Raw genomic sequence first — 21,513 nt, forward strand, 5'->3', positions numbered from 1 at the left:
TAAATAAAATCCGGATTATTGAAGCGAAAAAACGGACTACAAGTATCCTTAGCGTGCTTTTTTAACGTGATTTCATCCAGTTTCTGACAAAATCAAGATAACTCTCGCTCACAGGCAGTTCAATATCGGTGAGTTTAACTTTACGGTTTTGGATAGACCGGATCTTGTTCACCGGAACAATATAACTGCGGTGAATCCGCTGAAATTTATCTGCGGGCAGCTTTTCCAGTACTTTTTTTAATGGCATCAGTGTAAGCACCGTTTTGGCATTGGTAACATGAATTTTGATATAATCTTCCATGCTTTCAATATATTCGATGGTGTTTAAGTCAACCTTCACCATCCGGTATTCCGAGTATACGTAAAGGCTTTCGTCGGCCTGTTCGGCGGCGGGCCTGGTTTTGTACTGGTGATAATCAACCGCTTTTTCAACGGCCTTTTCAAAGCGTTTAAAGTCGATAGGTTTCAGGATATAATCAATGGCCTCCAGTTCGAAGCCCTCAAACGCAAAGTTTTTATAGGCGGTGGTAAATATCACCATTGGTTTAACTTTGAGCGCGCGCACCAGGTCAATCCCTGTAATATCGGGCATATTGATGTCGATAAAAAGCAGGTCGATTGGTGTGTTTTTTAAAAACTCCGCGCCCGTAATGGCATCCTCAAAAGTATTCAGCAACTGCAAAAACGGAAAACGTGCAACATAGCCGGCAATGAGTTTTAATGCTAGGGGTTCGTCGTCAATTGCGATACATTTAAGCAGCATAGTTTTTATTTATAAAGAGGGGTTAACCGTGTATTGTCTCGCTTTTACCGTAGTTCTGAATCACTTTAGCTTCATAAGCCAAAAACTCCTTCCAGCGCATTTCCACATCTATCTCCACCGCATATTTTTTGGCCAGACGTATAAACATCGAATAGTGTGTGGCCTCGCTTATCATCAATTCATGGTAAAATTCAGATAGTTCCGCATCGTTAATGTTTTCAGATAGTACCTTAAAACGTTCGCAACTGCGTGCCTCAATCATGGCCGAAAACAATAAGCGATCTATCAATTGTGCCTCGCGGCGGCCGCCAATGATAATAAACTTACGCAGCTCATTCACATAATTGTCTTTACGTTCGCGGCCCAATAAAAAACCACGTGCTACAATTATATCATGTACCCGTTTAAAGTGGTCCATTTCTTCCTGTACCAACAGGGCCATTTCCTGCACCAGGTCGGATAAGTTTGGGTTTTGTACAATGAGGGTAATGGCATTACTGGCCGCCTTTTGTTCGCAAAAAGCGTGGTCGGTCAACAATTCTTCAATATTGCTTTCCACCACATTTTTAACCCAAAGCGGATCAGTAGGTAGTTGTAATTTAAGTATGGTTTTCTCGCTCACGAGGACAAATATAGTGGAAGTAGGTGAAAAGTTATTCTCCTGGCCCGAATGCCGGATTATTAGATATTAACCGGGAATGATGGTGGATGGAAAGAATATAAATTTTTTCGGAAGATACTATCTTATAAATTATCCTGTAATTTTGAAAAATTAGCTCTCTGTAATTAGGATCTTCCAATTCAGGAACAACCCGGCCAATTAATGGGTGCAAAACCAATCTGTTTATGGTACCCTCAATTTTTATTCTTTCCAGCCGCGCATATTTTATAGAATCGCGCTTTATGTAATCTATAATGTCTTTTAAGTCTAATCTGGCTGTTTTGGATAGTATTATTTTAACCACAGGTCCATCTCTTTTTTCATGTCCTCCCAGTCTATCCCCTCACCATCTTCAATTTCCTTCTCGCCATTTTCAATTTTCTGCAGTAAGATCACTTTATCCACCAGATCATCAACCGAAAAGGTTTCTGGCATGTGATCTATCAATTCCTTTACTTTATCTTTAGTAAGCATATCGAGCCCTCCTTTTTATAAATATACGGTTTTACTTATACAAACTCTTACTTTCGATAAATTTCAAAACAGGATCGGGCACAAAATATTGTACGTTTTTTTTCTCGGATATGGATTTGCGGATGAAGGTTGCCGATAATTCCATCTGCGGTGTCATGGTAATGGTTACGGATGGATGGTCGGCCAATTCGGCGTTCTCATAGCCTGGGCGGGGGTACACGTAAATGCGGTAATCGCGCAGGATAAGTTTATAATTCTTCCACTTATGCAAGGTGCCCAGGTTATCTGAGCCCATGATAAGGGCAAATTCATGCTCAGGATATTTTTCTTTAAGGTGGGTTAGCGTATCTATAGTATAGGATGGTTGCGGTAGCCTCAACTCAACATCGCTTACAGCAATATTGGTAGCATTGTCGGTTGCCAGGCGGGCCATCTCCAACCTGTCATAGGTATTAATCAGGTCGCCGTATTTTTTGAGCGGATTTTGGGGCGATACTACCAGCCAAACCTTATCTAATGTGGTATGGTTGGCCATGTAGTTGGCAATAATAAGGTGCCCTATATGTATTGGATTAAATGAACCGAACAGTAAGCCTATTTTCATTCTTTGTTCATAGTTAATAGTTCATGGATCATAGTTGTAGCGATCATAGCATTATAACAGATGGTTCACTATGAACAATGAACCATCAACTATGAACTCAGGCCCCAATAAAGTTCCTCACCAATTCCTGCGCTTCTTTGCAAGCCGTTTCAAGATCGTAATTTTTGAGGATAATATCAAACTGGGGCGCGTATTTTAGTTCTTTTTCTGCTTTGGCAAAGCGTTCTTTCAATTTCTCTTCACTATCGGTGCCGCGGCCGGTTAATCGCTCAATTAAAACCTCTAATGATGGGGGCTGAACGAAGATAGCCAACGCCTGGCCATCGTATTTACGTTTCAGGTGTAGGCCGCCTTCTACATCGATATCAAAAATTACAGTTTTGCCTTTTGCCCAGATGCGCTCAATTTCAGCTCGTAATGTGCCGTAAAATGTTCCGGTGTAAACTTCTTCAAACTCAACAAATTGCTTTTTGGCAATACGGTGCGTAAACTCGGCCAGGCTAATAAAGTAATAGTCTTTGCCGTCTTGCTCATCGCCGCGCGCCTGGCGGGTAGTTGCCGAAATGGAAAACTCCAGCTCGGGCATTACACCCAACAGGTGATGTACTATTGTGGTTTTACCAGCGCCGGATGGGGCCGAAAATATGATGAGTTTGCCGTTTTGGTTCATAGTTCATAGTTCATGGTTCATAGCAAGGTTGGTTATAGTTATGATACCTATGTTACCATGAACTATGAACCATCAACTATGAACTATAATACATTTAAAAGTTGTTCTTTAATTTTTTCCAATTCTTCTTTCATACCTACAACCAGTTTTTGGATGTTAGCATCGTTGGCTTTTGAGCCAAGGGTATTGATTTCCCGGCCTATCTCCTGCGAAATAAAACCAAGCTTTTTGCCATTGGCATCAGCATTTTTAAGGGTTTCGATAAAGTATTCGCAGTGGGTTTTAAGGCGAATCTTTTCTTCGGTGATATCCAGCTTATCTATGTAATAAATAAGCTCCTGCTCAAACCGATTTTGATCAATGGCTTCACGATTGGTGGCTTCCGCCAGGAAAGTATTCAACCTTTCGCGAATCAGCGGTATCCGTTTAGGGTCTTCCAGTTCAACCAGTTCAAGGTTTTTAAGGATGATGCCAATGCGGTATTTTACATCATTCTCCAGCACATTGCCTTCATCGGCCCTGAATTGCTGAAAAGCAGCCATAGCCTGCTGAAAGGTTTTTTCAACCTGCTTCCACTCATCTTCAGATACCGTTTCCTCGTCGTATTTAACAACTTCGGGCAAGCCCAAGGCAAGTTGCATCAGGTTGGCGGCAGGTTCGTTAAGCTCGTCGCTTACATCCTTAAGCTGCTGATAATAGTGCTTAAGCAACACTTTATCAATACCAGCTGCTTTTACAGAGGCATTAACCTGCTCTACATTGATAGATAAGTTTACCTTACCACGTTCAATCAGTTTACTGCAATCGTTACGCAGCTGAAATTCCTTTTCAGAGAAAATTTTAGGCAAACGAAGCGAAAGTTCAAGAAATTTACTGTTCAGGGATTTAATTTCAACGGTGTATTTAGTATTACCCGAATCAAAACTGGCAATTCCATACCCTGTCATGGATTTTATCATGTGCAAAGATAGGGTTTTAGTCGGAAAGTCCGAAAGTCGGGAAAGTCAGGAAGGCCAAAAGGTAAAAAATGCCTCACAAGGCTCCTTCTTTCAGACTTTCCCGACTTTCGGACTTTCCGACTTCCCCACAACCTTTAACACTTTTTCACACTTGGTGTAAAATACTCTGTATATATTTACGTTCTTATTTGTACTAATGCGCATTCGTTTTACCCTGCAGTTACTCGTTTGCTTTTGCTTTGTTTTAAATGCATCAGCACAGGAATTTACCCTAAAAGGGGTGATATCTAAAAAAAGCACACCCGAGCGTGTTGGCCAGGTAATGATCAAGGATTTAAAATCCAACGTCACTATCATGAGCGACGACCTGGGCTGGTTTTCTATCAAGGTTTCTGTTGGAGATACGCTGCTTTTCTCGAAAGAAAAATTTACACCGCAAAAAATAGAGGTACTAAATAACAGCGATATGCCTGTTTACCTGCAGCCCCAAATTGTATTGGCCGAAGTAAAAATTACCGGCCAAACCAAGCGGCAGGAGGTTAACGAAATTATGGGCGATTACCGCAAACAAGGCACTTTTTACGCCGGCAAACCACCTGTAACATCATTTATAACCAATCCGTTAACAGGAATTTATGAGCTTTTTGGCCAAACGCCAAACAGGGCCAAACGCTTTGCGCAGTTCTCTAAAGGCGAAATTGAGCAGGCCGAGGTAAACAGGCGATATAATATCAATTTTGTAAAACAAGTTACCAAAGTAAAATCAGATACCGAGGCGCAGCGTTTCATGAATTATTATACGCCGACATTCGACGAATTGAAAGGCTGGAATGATTACGACCTGATAAGCCACATCCAAAAATCGTATGATTATTACAAAAACAGCGGGGAAAAAGAGAAACTGGAATTGCTGAATTCGCCAACGTTTATTAAGCCAGATTCTACCAAGCTATCAAAACCGGGGCAACACTAAAGAAAGAGGTATTGTTAAGTCAACAGTATTAAGTCGCAAGCCTAAAGTTAAATTTTTTCTTTTTCGACTTAGAACTTAAGACTTTGGGCTAACGACAATCCGTCAATTTATCGTTGACACGACAGTATTGTTAAATGCCCAACGTTTCGCAGGCTTTTTCGGCGGCAAGCTTCTCGGCATTTTTTTTGCTGAATTCCTTCCCCGAGCCTGTTATTTCGCCATCAACCAGTGCCTGTACAGTAAACAGTTTTGTGTTTTCGCCATCCTGGTTGGTTACCAGTTCAAAAGTAATATCGCGGCCGTGACGCTGGCACCACTCAATTAATTTACTTTTAAAGTTGGTTTCGGTTTGCTCCAGTTTATGAATATCTATGTGCGATTTGATGATGTGGTTTATCAAAAAGCTTTTGGTAAAATCATATCCCTTATCCAAATAAACGGCGCCAATGAGCGCTTCAAAGGCATCGCCAAGTAATGAGCCTTGCCTGCTGGAGTTTAGCATGCGGCTATCGTATTCAATCAACTTATCGAAGCCAAGCTTACGGCCAAGGGCATTAAGGTTGTTACGGCTTACAATTTTTGACCGCAACTCAGTTAAGAAACCTTCGTCCTCATAGGGATATAGTTTAAAAAGCACTTCGGCTACAACACTGCCTAAAACGGCATCGCCCAGGAACTCCAGGCGTTCATTACTGTTCTTTACCCCCTTTTTTACGTTTTGGGCAACAGACTTATGCCTGAATGCTAACCGGTATAAAGACAAATTGCCCGGCACGAAACCGAGCAAATTATTTAAAACCTTAACATATTTTCTATTGGGCGATATATAAAGCTTGTATAACCGGCTGATAGGCATTAAACCACAATTAGTCTACGTATTTTTTAAATATCACAGAAGCATTATGGCCGCCGAAACCAAACCCATTGCTTTGAACTATATTAATATCTCTTTTTTGCGCGGCATTAAAGGTGAAATTAATTTTAGGGTCAAAAGAAGGATCATCGGTAAAATGGTTAATAGTAGGGGGTATTATACCATTCTGTAAAGCCAATATAGAGGCAATAGCTTCAACCGCGCCGGCAGCACCTAAAAGGTGACCTGTCATTGATTTGGTTGAGCTGATATTTATACGGTAAATATCATCGCCAAACACATCCTGTATCGCTTTAATTTCCTGCGGATCGCCTATTGGGGTGGATGTTCCGTGAACATTCACATAGTCGATATCTGCAGGGGTTAAGTTTGCGTCTTCCAATGCCGACCGCATTACCAGTGCGGCTCCAAGCCCATCAGGGTGTGGGGCCGTCATGTGATAAGCATCGGCGCTCATGCCGCCGCCCATCATTTCGGCATAAATTTTAGCGCCGCGGGCCTTTGCATGCTCCAGCTCTTCTAAAATTATAGTACCTGCGCCTTCGCCGGCCACAAAACCATCCCTGTCCAAATCAAACGGGCGCGATGCCGTTGCCGGATCATCGTTACGGGTTGATAATGCGTGCATAGCGTTAAAGCCACCGATACCAGCTTCGTTAATGATTGCTTCAGAACCGCCGCTGATGAACATATTAGCTTTACCCAAACGGATATAGTTAAAAGAATCGATAAGCGAATTGTTTGATGAAGCACAGGCGGAAACTGTTGAAAAGTTTGGACCGCGCAAACCATATTTGATCGAGATATGGCCGGGGGCTATATCCGCTATCATTTTAGGAATAAAAAATGGGTTAAAGCGTGGGGTGCCATCGCCTTTGGCAAAGTTTACAACTTCATCCAAAAACGTTTTTAAACCGCCAATGCCCGAACCCCAGATAACGCCTATACGGCTGGTATCCAGTTTCGAGAAATCTAAACCAGCATCCTTCACTGCCTCTTCTGTTGAGAAAAGCGCGTATTGAACAAACGGATCTAATTTACGGGCATCTTTACGACCCAAAAAACCATCCGCATCAAAGCCCTTTACTTCACATGCGAACTTAGTTTTGAAATGTGTGGTATCAAAACTTTTAATAAAGGCAGCGCCACTTACCCCATTGATTAAGCCATTCCAATACTCAGAAACGGTATTACCAATTGGAGTAAGTGCTCCAAGCCCGGTTACTACAACTCTTTTGAACTCCATTTAATCCAGTTAGGGAGTCTTATTTAACGTTTTTTTCAAGGTAAGCAACAGCCTGACCTACAGTACCGATAGTTTCAGCCTGATCGTCAGGAATAGCCACGTTAAATTCTTTTTCAAACTCCATGATTAATTCCACGGTGTCTAACGAGTCGGCACCAAGGTCATTGGTGAAACTCGCTTCTGGTGTAACTTCACTTTCGTCAACACCCAGTTTTTCTACGATAATAGCTTTTACTCTTGAAGCGATATCAGACATAGTCTTTATAGTTTAATGATTAATAAAAATTCAGTGCAAAGAAAAATAAATTCTGTCAATAATCAAATCTAAAACTTTTACAATATATTTCGATAACAAAATTTTATTGGAGCGGTTTGTATTTGTATTTTTGATGCGGTAAAAGTAATGATTTTGAACAGGAAATTTTTAAAGTTTGAGATCGATTTTGATTTTGTGCTTATTGCGGTAACTTCTTCTTTAAAAGATTACCGTGTATGTTATCTTATCAACAAATTTTTAAATTTTAATTTTATTAAAACTGAGGATTTGTCTGTTGATATCCACCCCGGAAGCGAACCCGTTTTATTCTCGAAGTACTATTATAGCTGGGAAACCACCGAAACAGATTTTTATTTTATAGGAAATAAAGGCTCTGAAGGCTATTTAGTGCCCGAAATGAAGAGCGCCGATTATTTTTTGATGGTGCGTAATTATATTGATGATACCGACCTTGATAACCTGATATCAACCCTAAATAAAATACCTGAAATTGTTGCCGCAGTAAAGATTGATCCGAAAAAAATAAAATCACGGGAAAATCTGTTATTTTAGCGCAAAATTTTAAAAGTGTTGGTATCACACCTAATGTGAATACAGTGCCAGTTTAACCCGATTAATATGAAATTATACTATAACCGTACTAAGATTGTTGCCACCATGGGCCCGGCATCAGCTAAAAAAGAAGTTTTATTAGCGATGATAAAGGCTGGTGTAAACGTTTGCCGCCTCAATTTTTCGCATGGACGCCCGGAAGATCATAAAGGCGTTATTGATACCATTAGGGAAATTAATGCCGAATATAAAACCAATGTAGGTATCCTTGCCGATTTGCAAGGCCCTAAAATTCGTATTGGTTTGGTAAAAGATGGCGGTATCCACTTAGTAAACGGAACCCAAATAAAAATTACTACGCAGGAGTGTATTGGCAATGACGAGCAGATTTATATCACTTACGATACCTTCCCTCAGGATGTACAGGCTGATGAGATTATTTTATTAGACGATGGCAAGCTGCAGTTGAGGGTTATTGAAACAAACAGGCTTGATACTGTTATGTGCGAAGTTGTACACGGCGGTATATTAACATCACGTAAAGGCGTTAACCTGCCAAATACCAAAGTATCTATCCCCAGCTTAACCGAAGAGGATTTAATTAACCTGCAGTTCGCGTTAAAATATGATGTAGAGTGGATTGGCTTATCATTTGTACGCACCGGACAGGATATTATTGAACTTAAAGAAATTATTGCCAAAAGCGGTAAGGCCGCTAAGGTTATTGCTAAAGTTGAGAAACCGGAAGCAATTGATAATATAGACGAAATTATTGCCGCTACCGATGGCGTAATGGTTGCCCGTGGCGATTTAGGTGTTGAAATGCCTTTAGAAGAAGTGCCACTGCTGCAAAAAATGATTGCCCGCAAATGCCGCGCGGCTTCAAAACCGGTAATTGTTGCTACCCAGATGCTGGAATCAATGATTACCACCCCGCGCCCAACGCGCGCCGAAGTTAATGACGTGGCCAACTCGGTACTTGATGGTGCCGACGCGGTAATGCTAAGCGGCGAAACATCTGTTGGCGAGTTCCCGATTATTGTTATTGAAACCATGGCCAAAATTGTACGCAATGTAGAAGAGCTGGGCTATCCATATAATACATCAAAACAAGGGAAAGTTGATCCTACAGCTGTAAATTACTTAAGTAACGCGCTTTGCGAATCGGCAGTGCACCTGGCGCAACGTACCGATGCGGTAGGTATTGTATCCATGACAACATCTGGCTATACCGCGTTTGAAATATCAAGCCACCGGCCTAAGGCAAGCACCTACATATTTACGTCGAACAAGCAATTGCTTAATGCGCTTAGCCTGGTTTGGGGCGTACGCTCTTTTTACTACGATAAATTGGAAAGTACAGATGATACCATTAGCGATGTAAATAATATACTTAAAACTGCAGACCTTATACAAGCTGGAGATGTGGTAATAAACACTGCAGCAGTACCAATTATTAAACAAGGCAAAACCAATATGCTTAAAGTAAGCGTTATTGAATAGATAATTAAGGCTCAGCCTAATATTAACGGCGGGTAATGTTTATGCATTACCCGCTTTTGTTTTTTTACGAGGTATAAAAATGCTATCAGTTGGCTATGTCAATCTGTTGCCCGATAGCATCAAGTTCGTGCTGGAGGAAGTCCTTAGTGTATGAAAGTGCTTTGTATTGCTCCATACTTGTTTTATAAATATTGGCCACCCAAACTCCATGCATATAAAGCGAATAATAAACACCTTTGATGACGGCATCGGTTTTGGTGCGGATATTTAAATTAAACTGTTTGTCTTTTACGGCGTACTGTATGTCGAATTTTTTCATAGATGTAAGTGATTGATGATTTAAACATTCAAAGCTGGTACTTTGTTTGTTTAAGTCATTGGTTTGTAGGCGACTTTAAAAACTAAATTAAGGAAAAAAAAATAAAAAAGCAACCACCGTGCACAATTGCAAGTGATTGCATGATTTTAATGCATGAACTTACCTCAATTCTATCCGCTGATGCTGATAAGGAATTTCAACCCGGGCAACCCCTTTTTCCTTTAACTTCACGCTAAAATGTTGCTGAACATCATATTCTCCATGAACCAAAAAAATCTCCTTTACCTTTGCCGGATCCTGGCAGGCCAAAAAATGCAGGAGGTCTTCATAGTCGCCATGGGCGCTCATTGATCTTATCGAGCGAACTTCGGCATTAACCTGGTACGTTTCGCCAAAAATATGTACTTCACTGTCGCCGGCAAGCAGGTGGCCGCCAAGGGAATTGGGTTCGCAATAGCCTACCATCAAAATGGTATTTTTATTATTGTTAATGTTGTTCTTAATATGATGCTTCACCCGTCCAGCCTCGGCCATGCCCGATGAGGAGATGATAACAGATGGCCGCGGATCGTTATTCAGCGCCTTTGATTCCTCGGTTGATTGGATAAAACGCAATCCTTTAAAACCAAAAGGATTGGCATCGGTTTTTAATACTTGCTTTACCTGTTTATTATAAACCTCCGGGTGGTTCATTAAAACTTCGGTGGCTTTTTCAGACAACGGACTATCTACGTAATAACGCAAATCAGGAAGTGTGCCTTTTAGCTCCAAAGCATTTAATGCGTATAGCAGTTCCTGTGTACGCCCGACACTAAAAGCCGGAATAATTACCTTGCCCCCTTTTACCTCGCAGGTTTGTTTAATAATTTCCAGTAAAGCTTCCTCTATCGGGCCCTGGTCTTTGTGCAATGAATCGCCATAGGTAGATTCCAGCAAAATATAGTCGGCCTGGGCAAACGGTTGCGGGTCGTTCAGCAGCATGTCGTCATAACGGCCAACATCGCCGCTAAAAGTGATGTTGGTAAGTTTGGCATCCTCGGTAATTGCCAGATGTACCGATGCACTGCCTAAAATATGGCCGGCATCTGTGAACTTTAACTTCACCTGGGGGGTTATTTCAAATTCTTCATTGTATTCCACAATCTTAAATAACCTTAGCGCATCCATGGCCTCTTTATCCGTGTAAAGTGGCTCAATCAAGGGTAACCCTTTGCGTGCGCGGTGTTTGTTGCTATACTCCGCGTCCTGCATCTGGATATGTGCCGAATCCATCAGGAGGATGCGGGTAAGATCCATAGTGGCCGGTGTGCAATAGATCGGGCCATTATAACCCTCGGCAACCAACCGGGGTATCAATCCGCAATGATCTATATGCGCGTGCGACAGTACCATATAATCAACCTTTTCAGGATTGAAACCGAAATGCTCGTTCAGGTTGTCAGACTGATCGCCCATACCCTGGAACATGCCGCAATCTAATAAAATTGCGGTTTCGTCTTTTAAGCGGATAAGGTGTTTGCTGCCGGTAACGTTACGTGCAGCGCCATGAAAGGTTATATTCATTTATAATAGGGTATAAAGTATACATAACGAAGATGGCGATTTAATGTTTAATAAAACAAAACTAAGTTTTTAGTTGTTATTTTGGTTTATAGTTTATAACTTAGATTAACCAATTGGACAAGCCACTGCGATTTTAAATAAGCATTGGCATTTTTACACAAAGCACATGGAAATTAAAGAGTTAACCCGCGCCGAAGAACAATTAATGCAGGTATTATGGCAACTGGAAAAAGCATATGTAAAAGATGTGATTGACATGTTGCCCGAACCTAAGCCTGCATATAACACGGTATCAACCATTATCAGGATACTGGAAACAAAGGGCTTTGTAGGGCATACGGCGTTTGGCAAAAGCCACCAATACCACCCGATAGTAAGTAAAGATCAATACCAGGATTTTGCATCTGATAAATTATTGAGCGGATATTTTGATAATTCGGTTAACCGCATGCTTTCCTTTTTTGTAAAAAAAGAGAAGATTGACCTTAAAGAGGCTGACGAGATCATGAAACTGATTGAAAAACTTAAAGACAAATAGCGATGAGCTGGTGGCAATATTTATTACTGGTAAACATTTACCTGGTTTTGTTTTACGTGTTTTATGTTTTGTTGCTGCGTAAGGAAACCTTTTTTCAGTTAAACAGAATTTATCTTGTCACGGCGGCATTGCTGTCATTTTTTATACCCGTTATACAGGCCGATTGGGTGCAAAACCTTTTTATAACCCAACAGGTAAAATATACTATATATAGCATTCCCGTAATTCAATACCAGTTTAGTGCAACAGAAAACAGCCATCTTAAAATGGGCGAAATTTTGGCATTTTTGTATTTAACGGGCATTTTAATTTTATCGGCCAGGCTTACCTGGCAGTTGTTTAAACTACGCCGCGTTATGCGGATGCCCAAAGCCGAAGTGCCTTATTCTTTTTTTAAAACGGTAAAGCTAAGTGAAGATAGCCCGGATAATGCCGTTATTGAAGCGCATGAGCAAGTGCATGCGCAGCAATGGCATTCGGCCGATGTGCTGCTGGTAGAAATGGTGATGATCATTAACTGGTTTAACCCGGTAGTTTACCTGTACCGTATTGCTATTAAACATATTCACGAGTATATTGCCGACAGGCAGGCCGTACAAGCCGGCGCCAGCAAAGCCGACTATGCATTGCTACTGTTGAGCCAAACATTTAACAGCCCGGTACACCGGCTGGTAAATCCTTTTTTTAATCATAGTTTGTTGAAACAACGCATTATGATGCTGCAAAAAAACAAATCGCAACGCATTTCGCTCATAAAATATGGCCTTTCGGCGCCCCTGTTTATATTAATGCTGGTTTTATCTTCGGCCACCATTAATAACAGCAAAACAGTTACTGCAATCAACAATAAGGCCAGGGAAATATTTATAATGCCGGCATCGCAGGTAGGCCTGGCCTCCATGATGCCTGATGACAGGCAGCCGTTTGCAAACGCCCGAAAAAGCACCGAAGCAGATACAAGTAAAAAAGATACGAGTAAAGTATTTTCGTCGGTTGAGCAATTGCCCGAGTTTCCGGGCGGCGTTCCCGGATTTATGAAATTCATAAGTATGAATATCAGGTATCCGCAAGATGCAAGGGAGAAAAAAATACAGGGCAGAGAGTTTTGTTCATTTATTATCGAAGAAGATGGATCACTATCGCACATAAAAACGTTACGTGGAATTGATCCTTCGTTAGATGCCGAGTCTATCCGGGTGCTTACACTCTCGCCCAGGTGGAAGCCCGGGATGCAAAACGGAAAACCTGTACGAACTCAATACTCTGTTCCGATAAGTTTTGCACTGGAACTTGATAACCAAGTTAATAAAGCAGAAGCTCAACCAGTAGCCGCCCCTGCCGACGTTTACAATACTGTATCTGATTTGCCTGCTTTTCCGGGCGGCTTTGAGGCATTAAGCAAATTTTTGGCCACCAATATAAAGTATCCAAAAGATGCCCGGGAAAAAGGAATAGAAGGGCGGGTAATATGTACGTTTGTGATAGAAACCGATGGTACATTATCAAACATCAAGGTTTCCAGGAGCGTTAGTCCTGATGTGGATGAGGAAGCAATGAGGGTACTTAAACTATCGCCCAATTGGATACCAGGCAAGCAAGCCGGTAAAACGGTGCGCGTACAATATAGCATACCTATCAGCTTTAAACTGAACGATGATAAGCACCCTATTAAATCTATCGGAACTAAAACTGGCAAAGTAATATCAGTAAACGATAACACGCCGTTTTACACAGGCGTTGAAACTCCAGGCGATACAATTAAAGATAATGCATCGCACCAATTACGCTTAACCGGGAAGGCCGATTATAAATATCAACCGCTTTATGTACTGAATGGAGAAATATCCTCTGCAACAGCAGTTAACCTGCTTGACGTTGATAAAATAGAATCAATAACCGTTTTGAAAGACAAAAGCGCGATAACCCTCTGGGGCGACAAGGGAAAAAATGGCGTTGTGGTGGTAAAAACCAAGAAATAGGTGTGGATGGTTATGAATGTGCAAATTTCAAGTATGCTGATGGTTGCATTATACGCGCAGGTTATACTATTCAAAAAACACTATCATCGACTAATACCTGGCAATATTTTGGTTTAATGCCCCCGGCAATTTGAATTGCACCTGGTTAGAGTTATTTACCGGTTAAATCTTTTTAATTTAGCTTAGCACCGTTATAAACCCTGAAAGCAAAATACTTATTGCTATGAACAACGCCATCAATATAACAATCAACGCTATACAACACATTGGTATTCCTGTTACCGATGTAACTGCCTCCCAATTATTTTACAGCCGGCTTGGGTTTAACAAGGTAATGGAGGCACCTTTTACCGACAATGGCGGCACCGGTACCTGCGTAATGATGCAACGAGGCAATATGATAATGGAACTGTACCAGCTACCCGGGGCAGGCTTGTCAGAAATCCGGGCAAGAGGTAACGGCCATATCGACCATGTGGCCTTTGACGTGTCCGATATCGATGAAGCTTTCAACGTAATATCTGAAGCCGGGTTTAATGTGATAGAGCCCGAACCGGTGTTTCTTCAGTTTTGGAAAAATGGGTGTAAATATTTTAATATTACCGGGCCAGACGGCGAGCGGCTGGAGTTTAACCAGGTACTTTAATGGCTATATGGTGCTCCACATAGGAAACTTTCTTGAAACATGTTTGGCCATTGTGGGCCACAACTGAACATCTTAGGGGCTTAAGTGTTATTTGCTTACTTTAGCATTAAGCTTACCGTACATGAAAAATACCACATACTTTTTACTGGCCCTGGCTGCAGCAGCCAGCCTGGCATCTTGCTCGCCTAAGGGGCCCTACGCTCTTACCAACAAAGTGTACAAACATCAAACAGACTCAGTACTTGAAGTGATATCCCGTGAACAGCCAGCCATGCTACAGGATAGCCTGGGCGTTCAGATACCCAGCGAATGGGTTGGTACGGTGAACTTTAACGCCAGGAAGCCTAACTATGTGATCATCCATTTTACGGCCCAGGATTCGGCCAAGCAAACGCTCAAAACTTTTACACTGGTAAAGCCGCAGGTGAGCGCCCATTACGTGGTAGCCAAGGATGGCAAGGTATACCACATGCTAAATGATTACCTGCGCGCCTGGCAGGCCGGCATCAGCAAATGGGGCAGCATTACCGATATGAACAGCTGCTCTATAGGTATCGAAATTGATAACAACGGGCACGAGCCTTTTAATGAAGTACAGGTAAAAAGCCTGCTGGCGCTGCTGGCACAGCTTAAAAAAGCTTATAATATTCCAACAGCCAACTTTATCGGGCACCAGGATATTGCCCCGGCCCGCAAGCCCGATCCGGGGCCACTGTTCCCCTGGAAGTTGCTGGCAACCAAAGGTTTTGGATACTGGAGCGATGAGCTGCTGGAGCTTCCGCCCGACAACTTTGACTATGCTACCGCGCTGCGCCTGATTGGTTACGATATCAGTAACCTGCAGGCTGCTATAACCGCCTTTAAACGCCACTTTGTACAGGTAGAGGACAGCCCGGTTATGAGTCAGCTTGATTTGAATGTATTATACAATGTGTACAGGAAATATTAAAAGAAAGACAAGGCCTGGGAGATCGATCCGGAGAATGAGCTTTATTATCTAACCTTATTTATTATCCCTGCTCTTTGGTTTTTCCACTTTTGGCCTCAATAAACTACTCATCAAAGGATATCTCCACATTGTTGCTTACCGGGTGCCCGGTGCAGGTGAGTACCAGGCCAGCGGCTATATCGGTATTAGTGAGCACATCGTTTTTGACCATCTCCACCTCGCCGCTAACACGTCTGGCGATGCAAGTAGAGCATACACCATTGCGGCAGCTATAGGGCAGGGGCAAATTGCTTTGCAGGGCAGCCTGTAAAATAGATTGGTTTTCGCCCACGGGCAAATCATGCAACTCGCCTTTGAATCTGATCCTGATGTTACGGGGAGGGAAATTGGTAGTGGAACCGGTTACCGCTACGGTCTCTAAAACAAAATTTTCCTTCCGGATCTGGCTGGGTTCAATCCCCATATATATCAACGCAAAGCGGATCATCCGCATGTACGGGAATGGGCCGCAGAGGTAAAATTCGGCATTTTTAAGTTTTGCGGGTACTATTTGCCGGGTTAAGGTTTCAACCCTATCGGCATTTAGCCGATTGGCTTCGCTGCTTAGAAGGTGGATAACAGCAAACCTATTGGCATGCTGTATGGCCAGTTGATTAAGCTCGTTTTTAAACAGTATGGCGCTGGCATCCTGACTGCTGTAAATAATTGTAAGCCGGCTTTTGCCTGCCCGGTTCAGGATATATTTTACCTGCGAAAATATAGGGGCAATGCCACTGCCGCCTGCAAAAAATAATATAGATTTATCTTGTTCATAACCACTCACTATAAACCTGCCCGCCGGCGCCAGGGCATTGAGCATATCGCCAACCTTTATTTTAGTAAGCATAAAGCGCGAAATTTCGCCGTTGCTGATACGCTTTACGGTGATGGAAAGCAGTGGCTCGTCTGGCGATGAACTAAGGGAATACGACCTGCGGATTTCCTCGCTCCGGTGGTTAAATATCAGTGTCAGAAATTGTCCGGCTTTATAACGCAAAGGCGGGCCCGACGAATTGGACAGGTAAAAGGTGGCCGTATCCGGAGTTTCCCACTTAATTTGCTCAACTTTAAGTTTTAGTATATCGATGGTCATATGTTAAAAAAACGGCCCCGTTGCGTTGTACGGGGCCGTTTCTGTTTTTAAATACCTGCTTAAATTAAGCTATTGCTTTTGCATAAAGCTCGGCAACATGTGCCCAGTTGATTACGCTCCAGATGCCCGCCAGATAATCAGGACGGCGATTTTGATATTTAAGGTAATAAGCATGTTCCCAAACATCGATACCTAAAATAGGGGTGCCTTTTACTTCGGCAATATCCATTAAAGGGTTATCCTGGTTTGGAGTTGAGCAAACGGCCAGTTTTTTATCAGCAGTAACAATTAACCATGCCCAGCCCGAGCCAAAACGGGTTGCACCGGCTTCGTTAACTTTAGTTTTTAAATCGGCAATTGAACCAAAAGTGCTGGTAATTGCAGCAGCTAAGGCACCTGTAGGTTCGCCGCCGCCATTTGGTGAAAGCAAAGTCCAGAACAGGGTGTGGTTGTAGTGACCACCGCCATTGTTGCGTACAGCAGGCGCGAATTTTGAAATGTTTTTGATGATATCCTCAATGCTGCTATCAGCTTCTGGCTTACCTTCAAGGGCTTTATTTAAATTAGTAACGTAAGCCTGGTGATGTTTACCATGGTGAATTTCCATAGTAAGTTTATCAATGTGCGGTTCCAATGCATCGGTAGCGTAGGATAACGCCGGTAGTGTAAATGCCATAATTACAATTTTAAAGTTTAATGATTGTTGTGTAACAAATATAAGAGTAGATTTTACTTTTTGTTCTAAAAATATTGTCAAGGTTGTGTCGTAAGAAAGTTCATGGTTCATAGATCATAGGTCATGGTAGCTTCACTATTTGCTAAGTGCAGCAGGCCATGAGCCATGAACTATGAACCATGATCTATGAACAAATCCTACTTCCTCTTCCCCCTGAAAAAATTCTTCACAAGTTCGGAGCATTCGTTTTCGCGGATGCCGCCGGTGATTACGGTTTTAGGGTGCGTTATTTTTTGGTTAAGCCTGCCAAAACCCAGTTTAACATCGTAGGCCCCAAAAACTATCCGCGCCACCTGGAACCAGTAGGATGCCCCGGCACACATTACACAGGGCTCCATAGTAACATACAAGGTGCATCCTTGTAAATATTTACCCCCCATTGAATTTGCAGCTGCGGTAAGCGCCTGCATTTCGGCATGGGCCGATACATCGTTAAGGCGTTCTGTAAGGTTATGGCCGCGGCCAATGATTTTGCCGCCATATGTTACTATAGCACCAATCGGTATCTCATCTTCCTCAAGTGCGTAGCGTGCCTCTTTTAAAGCCTCGCCCATAAAAAAATCGTCGGGAGATATGGCGGGTTCGTCTTCGAAATTTATATACCTCATTTAAATCAGTTTACTGCCGTTGGGCACGGGTTTATCAACGGCTGCCAGCACAATGTCGCCATTTTCATCGGCAAAGCCGGTCACCAAAAATTCCGACATGAATTTGCCAATTTGCTTTTTAGGGAAATTGATCACCCCCAAAATCTGTCTGCCAATAAGGGTGTCTTTTGTATAGTGTTTAGTAATTTGTGCGCTCGACCATTTGATGCCAAACTCGCCAAAATCAACCTTCACCTTATAGGCTGGCTTGCGTGCCTCCGGGAAATCAAGGGTCTCTAATATGGTTCCTGCCCGCAGTTCTACTTGTTCAAAATTTTGCCAGGTAATGGTTTCCATAGGGGCAAAGGTAAAAACATGTGGATTAGAATCAAGGGGCATTTGCTAACTTGTAACCGCTATAACACAACAAACCCCGATATGCTATTGGTTCAGCATATCGGGGTTTGTTTATTATTTGCTATTGTTGGTTGGCTGTCGGCCTATAAAATCTTAAAACCAACGCTTAAAGCCCAAAGGTTTTGGCGCTGACCATAGTTAGAGTTTACTTTGGATAAGCCACCCTCGTAACGCAGATCGGCAGTTATTGCACCGATATCAACGCCGGCACCAGCCTGGAAACCTAATGTGCTTTTGTTGTAGTTACCAAAATCCTGGTAAGCGCCGTTTACGTTATCGCTAAAACTTTGATTTTTATCAAGAGCATAGCTATAAACAGGGCCTGCCATAACTCTGAAATTCAGGTTTTTGGCCCCAAATGACTTGCCCAAAAGCAATGGTACATTCAACGTAGTAAATTTAACTTTACCCTCTGTTGTTACAGTGGTACCATCAGTTGCCTGAAAATCAAACTTTCCTCCCTTACTGGCTAAATAAAGTTCTGGTTGTAAATACAAGCCGCTACCAACCCGGGCAAATAAGCCGGCCTGGTAACCAGTTACAGAAGACTCGCCAACGGCGGAAGTATTGATTTTAGAAAAATTGACACCACCTTTAACACCTAAAGAAAACTGTGCCTGCGCGCTGATGCTCACTGCTATCAGTAATGCGGCACTTAATAAATACTTTTTCATAAATTTTAATTTTTAGCGGGGCGAAGCTATAATTTTTTCGAATAATTATAACCAAACCCCTTGTTTACATAGTTAGTTTACAAACTGGCTGTGTTGATAGCCTGTTTTATTGCCTATCAATTGACGCGCCAAAGTTTTAAACGTTGCTTTCGCCCGTTTTTTATAATCCGGCCAAAATAATTTTAACAGGGCTAACGCTCGAGGCTATTTTGCCAGTAATTTTTCCAGTATATCTATACATTGCTCCAGCTCTGCCGGGGTCGAGGAGGCAAAGCCCAGCCTGGTAAAATTTGGTGTCAGCAGGCTATTCCCGCCCTGGAAATACAGTCCTTTTTTTAAGGCATTTTGGGCAAGCCTGTTCAAATCTATCGCCGAATCAAAATAAGTCCACACGGCCATCCCCCCTTCGGGCACTTTAAATTGTACGTGATTTTTTAGGCGATCATTCAATAATCCGCAAAAAACATCACGCCGCTGTTGGTATACCCGTAATGATTTACGGAGATGGCGTTGTATTACACCATTTTGCAATAACTCGGCCATGGCATTCTCCAGCATAGTATCGCCCTGGCGGTCAATGGTGCGCCGTAATTGGGCCAAATGTTCAATCACGTTTTCGGGGCCAACCAAATACCCCACCCTTATGGCCGGCGAAATACTTTTGGAAAAAGCGCCACAATACAACACCATCCCCGCATCATCGGCGCTGGCCAATGGCATCAGCGGTTTGTTTTGGTAATGAAAATCGTAATCATAATCATCTTCAAAAATTATGAAGCCATGCTTTCGGGCCAGCTCAAGCAAGTGCACCCTCCTATCGGGCCGCAAGGCTACCGTTGTGGGGTAATGATGGTGCGACGTAACGTACACCAGGCGCACGGTTTGTCTGCTGCAAAGTTCATCAAGCCTATCTACATCCAATCCATGTTCATCAACCGGCACTTTTAACAGGTTTGCCCCGGCCTGTAAAAAATTGGCTTCGGCACCTGCCCAGCCCGGTTCGGCGGTAACTACGGTGTCGCCTGGTTGCAGCAGTCCGGTGCAGGCTAAATAAAGCCCCATAATAGTGCCCCGTACTATCAGGATATTGGCCGGCGTAACCCGCAGGCCGCGGGAAATATTTAAATAAGTAGCCAACTCCGCACGCAACCACGCTGACCCTTTCGGGTCGGCGTAACCCAAACGGGTATAAGGGTTGCCTGTTAAAAGCTGTGTGCGGTAAGCTCTCGAAAGTTCGGTTACAGGTGCCATGCGGGTGTCCGGGAAGCCATCGTCAAGGTGCAGATCAATGTTTAAATCGACGATCCCGCGCTGCAGGTGCGGCGCTTCCTTTATGCTAAAGCCGGCTACTTTAGCTACATCGGGACTATTATTTAACAACTGCCGGGGCTTTGTTACCGGTAAATGGCCGGCCACAAAAGTTCCGCTGCCCGCATGGCTTTGCAGCCAGCCCTGGGCCAGCAATTCGTCATAAGCCCTTATCACTGTTTTACGGTGCAGGTTTAGTAAAGTGGCCAGCTGCCGGGTACTGGGCAACCGGTGGCCGGGCTGTAACGTACCCCCTTTTACCATCGCCATAAGTTGGTTGGCCAGCTGAATATAAACCGGCAACGGTACCTTTTTATCAATTATTAAGCTTGATGAATATATCTGCATGAAATTGGACTACCTGTTTTGTGTTATCTGGAGCATTGTCGCCATCCAATAAACGCATAATTTTATCAAAAAACAAAATCATGGCTAATCCACCGACACATCTTATCCCCAGCAGGGCAGCAAAAAGGGCAAATTACGAGCCCGAAACTATCAACAGTATCCTGGATGAAGCGTTATATTGCACCATCAGCTATTCGGCAGATAACAAACCTTACGCTATCCCCACCGCGTTTGTGCGGTACGGCAGCCGCATTTATGTACATGGCTCGGTAGGCAGCCATTTGATGCGCGAACTGGAAAAAGGCATCCCGGTTTGCATTACCGTTGCCCTGATGGATGAATTGGTGGTAGCCAAATCGGCATTTCACCACTCGGTAAATTACCGGTCGGTAGTGATATTTGCGCAGGCAGAAAAAATTGAAAGCGTAGCCGATAAAACCGAGGCTTTTAAATGGCTTACCGAAAAGATTGTACCCGGCAGCTGGGATTATCTGCGCCCTATAACCGACAGGGAAGTGCTTAAAACCACCGCCCTTGCATTTAAAATTGATGAGGCATCGGCTAAGTTGCGCACAGGCATGCCGGTTGATGACGACGACGACCTGGAACTGCCCATTTGGTCGGGCCTTATCCCCCTGCAAACCAAACGACTGACGCCCATTCCCGATAAACTGAGTGAAGGATTGCCAGTGCCGCCTCATCTTGCTGTAATTTAATGTTAAAAAGGGCGTGCAACCTCATTTTTAATTCAGCCAACGTGT

Annotated in this window: 26 protein-coding genes; 8 read left to right on the plus strand and 18 right to left on the minus strand. The window is 43.0% G+C overall.

What is annotated here, in order from left to right:
* Nucleotides 1-61: 61 nt before the first annotated feature.
* The 7 genes from BMX56_RS00705 to BMX56_RS00735 form a co-directional block, all read right to left on the minus strand.
* Nucleotides 62-763 (minus strand): LytR/AlgR family response regulator transcription factor, encoded by a 702-nt coding sequence (locus BMX56_RS00705; protein ID WP_090638354.1) that lies wholly within the window; start codon nucleotides 761-763, stop codon nucleotides 62-64.
* 22 nt (nucleotides 764-785) lie between these two features.
* Nucleotides 786-1,385, minus strand: coding sequence for a MiaE family protein (locus BMX56_RS00710; RefSeq protein WP_218152358.1), 600 nt, complete (start codon nucleotides 1,383-1,385; stop codon nucleotides 786-788).
* Nucleotides 1,386-1,416: 31 nt separating this feature from the next.
* A complete protein-coding gene (locus tag BMX56_RS30640; protein ID WP_177183675.1) occupies nucleotides 1,417-1,728 on the minus strand; it encodes a type II toxin-antitoxin system RelE/ParE family toxin in 312 nt (103 codons plus the stop codon).
* Entirely contained in the window at nucleotides 1,716-1,898 is a 183-nt protein-coding gene (locus BMX56_RS00720; RefSeq protein WP_090638363.1) for a hypothetical protein, read from the minus strand. Before BMX56_RS00720 ends, BMX56_RS30640 begins: the two co-directional genes overlap by 13 nt.
* Nucleotides 1,899-1,929: 31 nt before the next feature.
* Nucleotides 1,930-2,502, minus strand: coding sequence for a nicotinate (nicotinamide) nucleotide adenylyltransferase (gene nadD / locus BMX56_RS00725; RefSeq protein ID WP_090638367.1), 573 nt, complete (start codon nucleotides 2,500-2,502; stop codon nucleotides 1,930-1,932).
* Nucleotides 2,503-2,599: 97 nt separating this feature from the next.
* Nucleotides 2,600-3,172 carry a guanylate kinase gene (gene gmk / locus BMX56_RS00730; RefSeq protein WP_090638371.1) on the minus strand — a complete coding sequence of 191 codons (573 nt, stop codon included), beginning with the start codon at nucleotides 3,170-3,172 and terminating at the stop codon, nucleotides 2,600-2,602.
* Nucleotides 3,173-3,255: 83 nt separating this feature from the next.
* Nucleotides 3,256-4,131 carry a YicC/YloC family endoribonuclease gene (locus tag BMX56_RS00735; protein ID WP_255369739.1) on the minus strand — a complete coding sequence of 292 codons (876 nt, stop codon included), beginning with the start codon at nucleotides 4,129-4,131 and terminating at the stop codon, nucleotides 3,256-3,258.
* 196 nt (nucleotides 4,132-4,327) lie between these two features.
* Here BMX56_RS00735 and BMX56_RS00740 point away from each other — a divergent pair, with 196 nt between their 5' ends.
* The gene (locus tag BMX56_RS00740; RefSeq protein ID WP_090638381.1) at nucleotides 4,328-5,104 is read left to right on the plus strand and encodes a hypothetical protein; all 777 of its coding nucleotides are present in this window, start codon (nucleotides 4,328-4,330) and stop codon (nucleotides 5,102-5,104) included.
* A 130-nt stretch (nucleotides 5,105-5,234) separates the two neighbouring features.
* Here BMX56_RS00740 and rnc read toward each other — a convergent pair whose 3' ends face one another.
* Genes rnc through BMX56_RS00755 form a run of 3 tightly spaced genes read right to left on the minus strand, consistent with a single transcriptional unit; the run spans nucleotide 5,235 to nucleotide 7,480 of the window.
* Nucleotides 5,235-5,960 carry a ribonuclease III gene (gene rnc, locus BMX56_RS00745; RefSeq protein ID WP_090638385.1) on the minus strand — a complete coding sequence of 242 codons (726 nt, stop codon included), beginning with the start codon at nucleotides 5,958-5,960 and terminating at the stop codon, nucleotides 5,235-5,237.
* 10 nt (nucleotides 5,961-5,970) lie between these two features.
* On the minus strand, nucleotides 5,971-7,224 hold the full coding sequence (gene fabF / locus BMX56_RS00750; protein WP_090638389.1) for a beta-ketoacyl-ACP synthase II: 1,254 nt from the start codon (nucleotides 7,222-7,224) through the stop codon (nucleotides 5,971-5,973).
* Nucleotides 7,225-7,243: 19 nt separating this feature from the next.
* The gene (locus BMX56_RS00755; protein WP_031266521.1) at nucleotides 7,244-7,480 is read right to left on the minus strand and encodes an acyl carrier protein; all 237 of its coding nucleotides are present in this window, start codon (nucleotides 7,478-7,480) and stop codon (nucleotides 7,244-7,246) included.
* A 147-nt stretch (nucleotides 7,481-7,627) separates the two neighbouring features.
* On the opposite strand from BMX56_RS00755, the gene BMX56_RS00760 reads away from it, so the two are divergent.
* Together BMX56_RS00760 and pyk are read left to right on the plus strand one after the other, a co-directional pair.
* Entirely contained in the window at nucleotides 7,628-8,053 is a 426-nt protein-coding gene (locus BMX56_RS00760) for an IPExxxVDY family protein (protein ID WP_255369740.1), read from the plus strand.
* Between the two features lie 66 nt (nucleotides 8,054-8,119).
* On the plus strand, nucleotides 8,120-9,556 hold the full coding sequence (gene pyk, locus BMX56_RS00765; RefSeq protein WP_090638394.1) for a pyruvate kinase: 1,437 nt from the start codon (nucleotides 8,120-8,122) through the stop codon (nucleotides 9,554-9,556).
* Nucleotides 9,557-9,641: 85 nt separating this feature from the next.
* Here pyk and BMX56_RS00770 read toward each other — a convergent pair whose 3' ends face one another.
* Together BMX56_RS00770 and BMX56_RS00775 are read right to left on the minus strand one after the other, a co-directional pair.
* Nucleotides 9,642-9,875: a hypothetical protein gene (locus tag BMX56_RS00770; RefSeq protein ID WP_090638399.1), complete on the minus strand. Its 234-nt coding sequence runs from the start codon at nucleotides 9,873-9,875 to the stop codon at nucleotides 9,642-9,644.
* A gap of 159 nt (nucleotides 9,876-10,034) precedes the next feature.
* Complete coding sequence (locus BMX56_RS00775) at nucleotides 10,035-11,438, minus strand: MBL fold metallo-hydrolase RNA specificity domain-containing protein (protein WP_090638405.1); 1,404 nt, start codon at nucleotides 11,436-11,438, stop codon at nucleotides 10,035-10,037.
* Nucleotides 11,439-11,604: 166 nt separating this feature from the next.
* On the opposite strand from BMX56_RS00775, the gene BMX56_RS00780 reads away from it, so the two are divergent.
* From BMX56_RS00780 to BMX56_RS00795, 4 genes are all read left to right on the plus strand, one after another.
* Nucleotides 11,605-11,976: a BlaI/MecI/CopY family transcriptional regulator gene (locus BMX56_RS00780; protein ID WP_090638409.1), complete on the plus strand. Its 372-nt coding sequence runs from the start codon at nucleotides 11,605-11,607 to the stop codon at nucleotides 11,974-11,976.
* 2 nt (nucleotides 11,977-11,978) lie between these two features.
* The gene (locus tag BMX56_RS00785) at nucleotides 11,979-13,955 is read left to right on the plus strand and encodes a M56 family metallopeptidase (RefSeq protein WP_090638412.1); all 1,977 of its coding nucleotides are present in this window, start codon (nucleotides 11,979-11,981) and stop codon (nucleotides 13,953-13,955) included.
* Nucleotides 13,956-14,178: 223 nt separating this feature from the next.
* Nucleotides 14,179-14,601 carry a VOC family protein gene (locus BMX56_RS00790; protein WP_090638417.1) on the plus strand — a complete coding sequence of 141 codons (423 nt, stop codon included), beginning with the start codon at nucleotides 14,179-14,181 and terminating at the stop codon, nucleotides 14,599-14,601.
* Nucleotides 14,602-14,722: 121 nt separating this feature from the next.
* Nucleotides 14,723-15,550, plus strand: coding sequence for an N-acetylmuramoyl-L-alanine amidase (locus BMX56_RS00795; protein ID WP_090638423.1), 828 nt, complete (start codon nucleotides 14,723-14,725; stop codon nucleotides 15,548-15,550).
* 103 nt (nucleotides 15,551-15,653) lie between these two features.
* Here BMX56_RS00795 and BMX56_RS00800 read toward each other — a convergent pair whose 3' ends face one another.
* The 6 genes from BMX56_RS00800 to BMX56_RS00825 form a co-directional block, all read right to left on the minus strand.
* The gene (locus BMX56_RS00800; protein ID WP_090638427.1) at nucleotides 15,654-16,682 is read right to left on the minus strand and encodes a ferredoxin--NADP reductase; all 1,029 of its coding nucleotides are present in this window, start codon (nucleotides 16,680-16,682) and stop codon (nucleotides 15,654-15,656) included.
* A gap of 64 nt (nucleotides 16,683-16,746) precedes the next feature.
* Nucleotides 16,747-17,358 (minus strand): superoxide dismutase, encoded by a 612-nt coding sequence (locus BMX56_RS00805; protein WP_090641554.1) that lies wholly within the window; start codon nucleotides 17,356-17,358, stop codon nucleotides 16,747-16,749.
* Between the two features lie 197 nt (nucleotides 17,359-17,555).
* Nucleotides 17,556-18,026, minus strand: a complete 471-nt coding sequence (locus BMX56_RS00810) for a nucleoside deaminase (protein ID WP_090638431.1) — start codon at nucleotides 18,024-18,026, stop codon at nucleotides 17,556-17,558.
* Complete coding sequence (locus BMX56_RS00815; protein ID WP_090641557.1) at nucleotides 18,027-18,362, minus strand: tRNA-binding protein; 336 nt, start codon at nucleotides 18,360-18,362, stop codon at nucleotides 18,027-18,029.
* A gap of 143 nt (nucleotides 18,363-18,505) precedes the next feature.
* Nucleotides 18,506-19,096, minus strand: coding sequence for a porin family protein (locus BMX56_RS00820; protein WP_090638435.1), 591 nt, complete (start codon nucleotides 19,094-19,096; stop codon nucleotides 18,506-18,508).
* Between the two features lie 204 nt (nucleotides 19,097-19,300).
* Nucleotides 19,301-20,752, minus strand: coding sequence for a MocR-like pyridoxine biosynthesis transcription factor PdxR (locus BMX56_RS00825; RefSeq protein WP_090638439.1), 1,452 nt, complete (start codon nucleotides 20,750-20,752; stop codon nucleotides 19,301-19,303).
* Between the two features lie 80 nt (nucleotides 20,753-20,832).
* Between BMX56_RS00825 and BMX56_RS00830 the strand changes: the two genes are divergently transcribed.
* Nucleotides 20,833-21,468 carry a pyridoxamine 5'-phosphate oxidase family protein gene (locus tag BMX56_RS00830; protein ID WP_090641560.1) on the plus strand — a complete coding sequence of 212 codons (636 nt, stop codon included), beginning with the start codon at nucleotides 20,833-20,835 and terminating at the stop codon, nucleotides 21,466-21,468.
* Nucleotides 21,469-21,513 lie beyond the last annotated feature (45 nt).

The organism is Mucilaginibacter sp. OK283 (assembly GCF_900110415.1).
Lineage (GTDB): Bacteria > Bacteroidota > Bacteroidia > Sphingobacteriales > Sphingobacteriaceae > Mucilaginibacter.

Bases quoted from the DNA above. Each gene is read 5' to 3' on its own strand.
- BMX56_RS00760 (WP_255369740.1), top strand. From the start codon at position 7,628: ATGATTTTGAACAGGAAATTTTTAAAGTTTGAGATCGATTTTGATTTT.
- BMX56_RS00800 (WP_090638427.1), bottom strand. From the start codon at position 16,682: ATGACCATCGATATACTAAAACTTAAAGTTGAGCAAATTAAGTGGGAA.
- BMX56_RS00780 (WP_090638409.1), top strand. From the start codon at position 11,605: ATGGAAATTAAAGAGTTAACCCGCGCCGAAGAACAATTAATGCAGGTA.
- BMX56_RS00795 (WP_090638423.1), top strand. From the start codon at position 14,723: ATGAAAAATACCACATACTTTTTACTGGCCCTGGCTGCAGCAGCCAGC.
- BMX56_RS00705 (WP_090638354.1), bottom strand. From the start codon at position 763: ATGCTGCTTAAATGTATCGCAATTGACGACGAACCCCTAGCATTAAAA.
- BMX56_RS00815 (WP_090641557.1), bottom strand. From the start codon at position 18,362: ATGGAAACCATTACCTGGCAAAATTTTGAACAAGTAGAACTGCGGGCA.
- BMX56_RS00735 (WP_255369739.1), bottom strand. From the start codon at position 4,131: ATGATAAAATCCATGACAGGGTATGGAATTGCCAGTTTTGATTCGGGT.
- BMX56_RS00770 (WP_090638399.1), bottom strand. From the start codon at position 9,875: ATGAAAAAATTCGACATACAGTACGCCGTAAAAGACAAACAGTTTAAT.
- BMX56_RS00755 (WP_031266521.1), bottom strand. From the start codon at position 7,480: ATGTCTGATATCGCTTCAAGAGTAAAAGCTATTATCGTAGAAAAACTG.
- BMX56_RS00740 (WP_090638381.1), top strand. From the start codon at position 4,328: ATGCGCATTCGTTTTACCCTGCAGTTACTCGTTTGCTTTTGCTTTGTT.
- rnc (WP_090638385.1), bottom strand. From the start codon at position 5,960: ATGCCTATCAGCCGGTTATACAAGCTTTATATATCGCCCAATAGAAAA.
- BMX56_RS00805 (WP_090641554.1), bottom strand. From the start codon at position 17,358: ATGGCATTTACACTACCGGCGTTATCCTACGCTACCGATGCATTGGAA.
- BMX56_RS00830 (WP_090641560.1), top strand. From the start codon at position 20,833: ATGGCTAATCCACCGACACATCTTATCCCCAGCAGGGCAGCAAAAAGG.
- BMX56_RS00775 (WP_090638405.1), bottom strand. From the start codon at position 11,438: ATGAATATAACCTTTCATGGCGCTGCACGTAACGTTACCGGCAGCAAA.
- BMX56_RS00790 (WP_090638417.1), top strand. From the start codon at position 14,179: ATGAACAACGCCATCAATATAACAATCAACGCTATACAACACATTGGT.
- pyk (WP_090638394.1), top strand. From the start codon at position 8,120: ATGAAATTATACTATAACCGTACTAAGATTGTTGCCACCATGGGCCCG.
- BMX56_RS00810 (WP_090638431.1), bottom strand. From the start codon at position 18,026: ATGAGGTATATAAATTTCGAAGACGAACCCGCCATATCTCCCGACGAT.
- nadD (WP_090638367.1), bottom strand. From the start codon at position 2,502: ATGAAAATAGGCTTACTGTTCGGTTCATTTAATCCAATACATATAGGG.
- BMX56_RS00820 (WP_090638435.1), bottom strand. From the start codon at position 19,096: ATGAAAAAGTATTTATTAAGTGCCGCATTACTGATAGCAGTGAGCATC.
- BMX56_RS00785 (WP_090638412.1), top strand. From the start codon at position 11,979: ATGAGCTGGTGGCAATATTTATTACTGGTAAACATTTACCTGGTTTTG.
- BMX56_RS00825 (WP_090638439.1), bottom strand. From the start codon at position 20,752: ATGCAGATATATTCATCAAGCTTAATAATTGATAAAAAGGTACCGTTG.
- fabF (WP_090638389.1), bottom strand. From the start codon at position 7,224: ATGGAGTTCAAAAGAGTTGTAGTAACCGGGCTTGGAGCACTTACTCCA.
- gmk (WP_090638371.1), bottom strand. From the start codon at position 3,172: ATGAACCAAAACGGCAAACTCATCATATTTTCGGCCCCATCCGGCGCT.
- BMX56_RS00720 (WP_090638363.1), bottom strand. From the start codon at position 1,898: ATGCTTACTAAAGATAAAGTAAAGGAATTGATAGATCACATGCCAGAA.